This window comes from Dethiosulfatibacter sp., from assembly GCF_983023055.1.
On the sequence record NZ_CEZJXU010000075.1, the window covers coordinates 1 to 7,574 of the forward strand.

Annotated in this window: 8 protein-coding genes and 1 pseudogene; 7 read left to right on the forward strand and 2 right to left on the reverse strand. The window is 36.7% G+C overall.

Annotated features, from left to right (window positions below):
- Nucleotides 1–33: 33 nt before the first annotated feature.
- On the reverse strand, nt 34–618 hold the full coding sequence (locus AC3AX0_RS04230) for a LysE family transporter (protein WP_487549059.1): 585 nt from the start codon (nt 616–618) through the stop codon (nt 34–36).
- A 298-nt stretch (nt 619–916) separates the two neighbouring features.
- Between AC3AX0_RS04230 and AC3AX0_RS04235 the strand changes: the two genes are divergently transcribed.
- The 7 genes from AC3AX0_RS04235 (at nt 917) to speE (AC3AX0_RS04265) (ending at nt 7,313) form a co-directional block, all read left to right on the forward strand.
- Nucleotides 917–1,516 (forward strand): DUF502 domain-containing protein, encoded by a 600-nt coding sequence (locus AC3AX0_RS04235; protein WP_487549060.1) that lies wholly within the window; start codon nt 917–919, stop codon nt 1,514–1,516.
- 125 nt (nt 1,517–1,641) lie between these two features.
- Nucleotides 1,642–2,199 (forward strand): B3/B4 domain-containing protein, encoded by a 558-nt coding sequence (locus AC3AX0_RS04240; protein WP_487549066.1) that lies wholly within the window; start codon nt 1,642–1,644, stop codon nt 2,197–2,199.
- A gap of 292 nt (nt 2,200–2,491) precedes the next feature.
- On the forward strand, nt 2,492–3,364 hold the full coding sequence (gene aguB, locus AC3AX0_RS04245; protein ID WP_487549061.1) for an N-carbamoylputrescine amidase: 873 nt from the start codon (nt 2,492–2,494) through the stop codon (nt 3,362–3,364).
- Entirely contained in the window at nt 3,357–4,226 is an 870-nt protein-coding gene (gene speE, locus AC3AX0_RS04250) for a polyamine aminopropyltransferase (RefSeq protein ID WP_487549062.1), read from the forward strand. The genes aguB and speE (AC3AX0_RS04250) overlap by 8 nt, the downstream gene beginning before the upstream one ends.
- Entirely contained in the window at nt 4,226–5,023 is a 798-nt protein-coding gene (gene speD, locus AC3AX0_RS04255; protein WP_487549063.1) for an adenosylmethionine decarboxylase, read from the forward strand. The genes speE (AC3AX0_RS04250) and speD overlap by 1 nt, the downstream gene beginning before the upstream one ends.
- The gene (locus tag AC3AX0_RS04260) at nt 5,004–6,467 is read left to right on the forward strand and encodes an aminotransferase class I/II-fold pyridoxal phosphate-dependent enzyme (protein ID WP_487549064.1); all 1,464 of its coding nucleotides are present in this window, start codon (nt 5,004–5,006) and stop codon (nt 6,465–6,467) included. The genes speD and AC3AX0_RS04260 overlap by 20 nt, the downstream gene beginning before the upstream one ends.
- Nucleotides 6,468–7,313, forward strand: coding sequence for a polyamine aminopropyltransferase (speE, locus tag AC3AX0_RS04265; RefSeq protein WP_487549065.1), 846 nt, complete (start codon nt 6,468–6,470; stop codon nt 7,311–7,313).
- 74 nt (nt 7,314–7,387) lie between these two features.
- Here speE (AC3AX0_RS04265) and AC3AX0_RS04270 read toward each other — a convergent pair.
- A pseudogene (locus tag AC3AX0_RS04270) lies at nt 7,388–7,574 on the reverse strand (aminotransferase class I/II-fold pyridoxal phosphate-dependent enzyme); the annotation flags it as partial.

Sequence of the window (7,574 nt, forward strand, 5' to 3'; positions counted from 1 at the left end):
TAACCTTTCTTTATTTGATTGCGAATTTCTATATCAATGAAACAAAGACACAGCACAATAAACCAGCAAAAGAGCCATTATACTATTTACAATCTTGTAGTATCTCTTTAGAAAAATATTAAATCCTGAGCCGAATAGAGCCCAGCAATTGATTGAAACAAATCCAATAAAGGCAAGCCCAACAGCAAATAATCCAATGTAAGCCGGTAATTCATAATATGGAAGTATGAATGTGGCAAATATAGTGATACCGTAAATAATCACCTTGGGGTTGACAAACTGGAGAAGAAATCCTGAAATAAAGTTATTCTCCTTTCCAATGTCCTTACCTTCCTCGTGAGGTTTGCTCTTGTATATTTTCCATGACAACCAAAGTATATATGCAGCTCCAATATAAGTCATAACAGGCTTAATACTTGGAATCAAGTTGAATATTGTGGCACTAAAAGCTGAGCATAGAGCCATGATAACAATGGCTCCAGCAAACATCCCCAGTGAAAAAGGAATGTTTCTTTTGAATCCATACTTGGCGGCATTTGACATTGAAAGTATATTATTTGGTCCCGGTGTAAAAGTTGTAATTATTATATATGATAAAAAAGCTCCTAAATTAGGCAATGATATTTCCTCCTGTGTTTTATAACTATAATATCAACTATTTCATATTGTACGAAAATGCGAATATGTCATTAATGTAATAACAATACATTATATACGTAGTATTATCAAGTATAGCTATTTTTTTATGTATAGAACACTATTTACCAGAACTAATTAATCGATTAGTATCATTTATTCAAATTTAAACAAAATTTCTTCATTGCACTATATGATTATATGGTAAAATCAATTAGAATATAATTATTGAATTCTTACTAAAAATTCAACAATTGATAATATCAAGGAGATGACTTAAATGAAAAATTTCAGAAAATGGTTTCTGTCGGGAGTAGCTACAATACTGCCTATTGGAATAACCGCGCTTGTACTTATATGGGTATTCACCCTTTTTGATGGAGTACTTGAAAAACCAATGATTTGGATATTGGGAAGAAAAATACCTGGACTTGGACTGCTGGTATTTGTAGCACTAGTAATAACCATAGGTATGCTTACCTCAAACCTGTTTGGAAGAAAGATAGCACAGTGGGGTGAAAGTCTATTGAGCAAGATTCCCCTAATAAACATAATCTACAATCCCATTAAGGATGTTGTCACCACACTTTCAAACAACAAGTCAAAAAGCTTTCAGAAAGTTGCACTGGTTGAATTTCCATCAAAGGGAATCAAAAGCATTGGCTTCGTTACAAATTCAAGCTTTACAATCGATGGTGAAGAAAAGCTCAGCGTATTCATTCCCACCACTCCAAATCCTACAAATGGATTTCTTGTAATAATGGAAAAATCAGATGTAACCCTTCTCGATATACCCATTGATGAAGGTATAAAAATGGTAGTTTCCATGGGAAGCGTCATGAAGGACAGTATAAACACCTTCAATGAAAATATATTTTAATTGACCTTACACCTCCTGTAAGGTGTATCCTATTTAAAATATATATAAACAGACACATAAAATAAAATTTTAAATTTAGGAGATATACATGAAATATTCTGTAGACAATTTCGTTTTTGAAAAAAATGATAACTACCGACAACCTGAAGACTCACCCTGACATGGCCGTATACAGGGATGCACTAAAAAATGTAGCCATCAACCCCAACAAGTTCATGAACTCAGTAGAGGCAATGTGCAAAAGGGTTGTAAAGGGAAGATCACTTCCACGAATCAATGCTCTTGTGGACCTTTGCAATTCAGTAGCCCTAAAGAACATAATATCATTGGGTGGTCACGACCTGAGAGACATCAATTACGACCTGGAAGTGAGGCTTACAATAGAAGGTGATAAGTTTCTTCCCTTCGGTGCAGAAGAATTCGAAAACATTAAGCCAGGTGAGCTTGTATTTACAAGCGGAAATGAAATTCAGACAAGACAGTGGCTATGGCGACAAAGCGAGCTTGGTAAAATAAATCTGGACAGTTCTGATATAATATTCCAACTTGTAGGCTTCAAGGGCGACCATGAAATGCAATTTGAAAATGCTATGAAAGAAGTTGAAAAACTTATAAAAGAACGATTTTGTGGAACTTTTGAATCCTTTGTTGTTGACAAGGACAATACAGGCATAGAATTCTAAAAGCCAACCAAGAATCGACATGTTTTTTAAAAGCAAATACGAATCAAGGGAATGACTGAAATGAATCAGTTCAACCCTTGATTTTTTAATGTTCACAGGCTTTTAATCATAGTAGGTATTATGCACAAAAAGTAGTTGTAAAAATAAAAGGATTTCACTGGAAATTTTGTGGTTAAAATCATTGATAAATCCCTAAAAAAGTATATAATTATTATCGAGGTTTAATAAAATTAAACTTTTTACTTGAAACTACTACACTTATTTCAGTATATTATTAAAGGAATGTGAATCAATGAAAAATGTAAAGGTTGCAGCAATCCAAATGAGCTGTACTAGAAATGTAAAAGAGAATATTAAAAAAGCTGACAGGCTGGTAAGAGAAGCTGCATCAAAGGGTGCAACGATCATTTTACTTCAGGAACTGTTTGAAAATATATACTTTTGCCAAAAGGAAAAGCTGGAATACTATGAACTTTCTAAAACAGTGGAAGAAAATGATGCTATAAATCATTTCACTGTAGTAGCAAAGGAACTGGGTGTCGTACTTCCCATAAGCTTTTATGAAAGAAAAAACAACGCAAGATACAACTCAATAGTTATTTTGGATGCAGACGGCAGAAATCTAGGCTTGTACAGAAAAAGCCATATTCCTGACGGTCCGGGCTATGAAGAAAAGTTTTACTTCAACGGTGGCGACACGGGCTTCAAGGTCTTCAAAACCAAATATGCAACTATCGGTGTGGGAATCTGCTGGGACCAATGGTTCCCTGAAGCAGCACGTATAATGACACTAAAAGGCGCAGAACTTCTGTTTTATCCAACAGCCATAGGTTCAGAACCAGACGGTTCAGGAACGGAATCAATTAAACACTGGCAAAGATGCATGCAGGGTCATGCAGCCGCCAATATAGTTCCTGTAATAGCTTCAAACCGAATCGGCAAGGAAATAGATGACGAAATGGAAATCGACTTCTACGGAGGATCATTCATGACCGATGAAAAAGGAAAAATCATTGCAGAAGCAAAAAACCAGGAAGAAATCATATATTCAACATATGATTTGGATGATATAGATTTAAAAAGAGTGGACTGGGCAGTATTTAGGGACAGAAGACCTGATTTGTACCAGCCAATATTAACCTTAGATGGAGGAAACAATGAATAATTACATTCCAACAGGCGGAATCGAATGGTCTCAGGACTGGGATCCAACAACAAAGTTGAGTATCAAGGTCACAAAACACTTACATGGTGAAAAATCAGAGTTCCAGCAAATAGATTTCTTTGAATCAGAAACATATGGACGTTTCTTTACTCTTGACGGACTAATGATGGTAAACGAAAAAGACGAATTTGTCTATCACGAAATGATTACTCACGTTGCCATGGCAACTAATCCAAACATCAAAAATGTTTTGATAATCGGTGGTGGTGACGGTGGTACTTCCAGAGAAATTTCAAGATATAAAACTATAGAACGAATTGACATGGTAGAAATCGATGAAAGGGTTGTAAGACTGTGCCAGGAATATCTTCCTTATACTGCCGGACATCTGGAGAAGGATAACAGAATAAAAATGCAGTTCACTGATGGATTCAAGTTTGTTGTTGATACTCCGGACAAAATTTACGATCTTATACTTGTAGATTCAACAGATCCAATTGGTCCTGGTGAAGGCTTGTTCACAAAGGAATTCTACACCAACTGCTTCAGAATATTGACAGATGACGGAATCCTCATAAACCAACATGAATCTCCATACTACGATTTTCATGTTCACGGTATGAAGAGGGCTCACCTTAGAATCAACGAGCTGTTCCCCATAGTACATGTTTATCAATACCATATGCCTACTTATCCGTCAGGACACTGGTTGTTTGGATTTGCTTCTAAAAAATATGACCCTTTGAAAGATCAGAACAAAGATTGGTGGGAATCATTAAATATGCACACCAAATACTACAACGGTGATATACATAGAGGTGCTTTTATGCTGCCTAATTTTGTGAAGGAGAAGATGAAATAGTGACCGATAAACTAAAGTTATATGGGTTTAACAATTTAACAAAAACCCTCAGTTTTAATATTTTTGATATTTCCTACACCAGAACTAAAGAAGATAAAAAGAAATACATAGAATATATAGATGAGCAGTACAACGCTAAAAGACTAACTGATATATTGTCTGAAGTTACTGATACAATAGGAGCCTGCATACTTAATATTGCCAAGCAGGATTATGATCCCCAAGGAGCCAGCGTAACTATCCTTATATCGGAAGCCCCTCTTCCAGATGAAGAAATCGATGATTCATGCAACAAAGGGATTTTGAGCTACGGAGATTCAGTAGTAAGTCATTTGGACAAGAGCCATATAACCGTCCATACTTATCCTGAAAGTCATCCTTATGAAGGTATATCCACTTTCAGAGTTGATATAGACGTGTCGACATGCGGTGAGATATCGCCTCTTAATGCACTTAATTTCCTTATAAAATCCTTTGATTCAGATATAATAAATCTAGACTACAGGGTTAGAGGATTCACGAGGGATCTAGACGGTACCAAGTACTTTATAGACCACAAGATCAAGTCAGTCCAGGATTATATAAGCGATGAGATTCTTGATGTATATAATGCAATAGACAGCAATGTATACAAAGAAAATATTTTCCATACAAAGATGATGCTGGACAAAATCGACCTGGACGATTATCTTTTCTCTACAGAAAAAGTAGACCTGTCCGATGAAGAAAGAAAAGAAATAAGAAAAAAACTTAAAACTGAAATGGAAGAAATATATTATGGCAAAAACTACGCTTGACCAAAACAGTACTCCCCTATATGCTGCCTTGCAGGAACATATAGACAAGAGGGTAATTCCCTTTGATGTTCCAGGCCACAAACAAGGTGCTGGAAACGGTGAGCTCTTGAAACTGTTTCCCAAATCGGTCCTTGAAGCTGATGTGAATTCAATGAAGCCTCTGGATTTTCTTTGTAATCCTGTTTCAGTTATAAAAAAAGCCGAGGATCTTATGGCCGAAGCTTACTTTGCAGACGAGTCCTTCTTCATTGTAAACGGTACGACACAGGCTGTTCAGGCTATGATAATGAGTGCTGTTTCTGATGGAGACAAAATCATTCTTCCACGGAATGTACATAAATCGGCAATCAACGCACTCATTCTATGTGGAGGAACCCCCCACTACATGTACCCCTATTTTGAAGAGAAATTCGGCATGTCATCAGGAGTATCACTGGAAAATGTGAAAAAAGCAATAGAGGAAGCACCTGATGCTAAGGCTATTCTATTAATCAATCCAACATATTACGGAATAGTATCCGAACTGGAAGCCATAATAAAATACGCTCACCACATGGGTCTTCTTGTCCTTGTTGACGAGGCTCACGGAGCACACTTTCCTTTTCACGAGGAGCTTCCTCCATCAGCCAATAAACTGGGAGCAGATATTTCTGCCGTAAGCATACACAAAACCGGAGGGTCTCTTACACAAAGCTCTGCCTTGCTTCTGAACACAGACAAGATTTCAAGAGACTATGTAAAAACTGTACTTAACCTTACCCAGTCAACAAGTGCATCATATCTGTTGATGGCAAGCCTTGATTTGACCAGAAAGTTTTTGATTACAGAGGGAAGGGGAAAATTAACAGAAGTATTAAACCTTGTAAGGGATGCCCGAAACAGAATCAACGAAATCGACGGACTTATCGCATTTTCCGCTTCTGATTTCAATGATAAAGGATGCTTTGGCTTCGACGAAACAAAACTGGGTGTCAACGTTACAGGTATAGGCCTTACAGGAATTCATGTCTATGACTTGTTAAGAGATGAATACAATATTCAAGTTGAGATGGGCGAAAGTCACAATATTCTTGCCATATTCAGCGTAGGCGACACTCCAAGACGTGTCAACCAACTGGTTTCAGCTTTAAATGCAATAGCAACTAGATATAGATCGAAACCGCTAGATATGACCTTCAAGTCTTTCAACTCCACTGAAGCATTGATTTCACCAAGGAAAGCTTTCTACTCTCCAAAAAAAAGATTCCTAATCAATGAATCAATAGATATGATCAGCGGTGAATTTGTTATGATATATCCCCCTGGAATTCCGATTCTGGCACCAGGCGAAAGGATAACAGAAGAGATTGTAAACTATATAGAACTATTAAAATCTGAAAAAGGCGCCATTTCAGGATTGGAAGATTCTGAAGTAAATTACATAAACTGTATTGAGGAGCAATAGATGGAACTTTGGTTCAACAACAAGCACACTCAAAATGTTAATTTTTCAATAGCCGTAGAAGAACAGCTATACCACGGTAAAAGTGAATATCAGATAATTGACTTCTTCAAGTCCTATGAATTCGGAATTTTTCTTGCTCTAGACGGAGATATCATGGTTACAGAAAAAGATGAATTCATCTACCATGACATGATAGTTCATGTTCCCATGGCAACCAATCCTGAAATTAGGAATGTACTAGTAATTGGCGGCGGCGACGGTGGAACTGTAAGGGAACTGTCAAGATATGAAACTATTGAAAAAATAGACATGGTGGAAATTGACGAAAAAGTGGTGCGACTTTCACAGAAATATTTGCCCCTGACTGCATCAAAGTTTGATGATGACAGAGTCAATCTGTATTTTGAAGACGGAGTATCATTTGTGGCCGGACTAAAGGAACTTTATGATCTAATAATAGTAGATTCTACAGATCCCTATGGTCCTGGAGAAGGATTGTTTTCCAAGGCATTTTATGAAAACTGTTACAATGGACTGAGTGAAGACGGTATACTGGTAAATCAACACGAAAGTCCCTATTATGAAGATGATGCAAAAGAAATGAAAAAGTCACACCAAAAAATAAAAAAGACCTTCCCCATTTCAAAGGTTTATCAATTTCATATGCCCACTTATCCATCCGGTCACTGGCTCTTTGGATTTGCATCTAAGAAATATGATCCTGAATTTGCCGACCTTGAAGAATGGTCAAAATTCAATATCGACACGAAATATTATAATACCAGAATCCACAAGGCAAGCTTTGCACTGCCTACCTATGTTGAAGACATGCTCAATGAAGTATAAAATTATCGCCCTCTGAATTATTACGAATTCAAAGGGCGAATACTTATTTTTCCTCAATTATTTCTGCAAGTTTTATAAGACCTTTCTTCAGCATAAACTGTCGAGCCAGGTTTAAGTATGCTTATGGAAATAAGCTGCAAAGCCTGAAGTGATCCTGAAACTATGAGAAGCTCTGACGGCTTCACATCAAGTCCATGAATTTTCAAATATTTACTTAGTGCTTTTCTCAGCTCCAAAAGACCAAGAGGCTCAATATAGTTA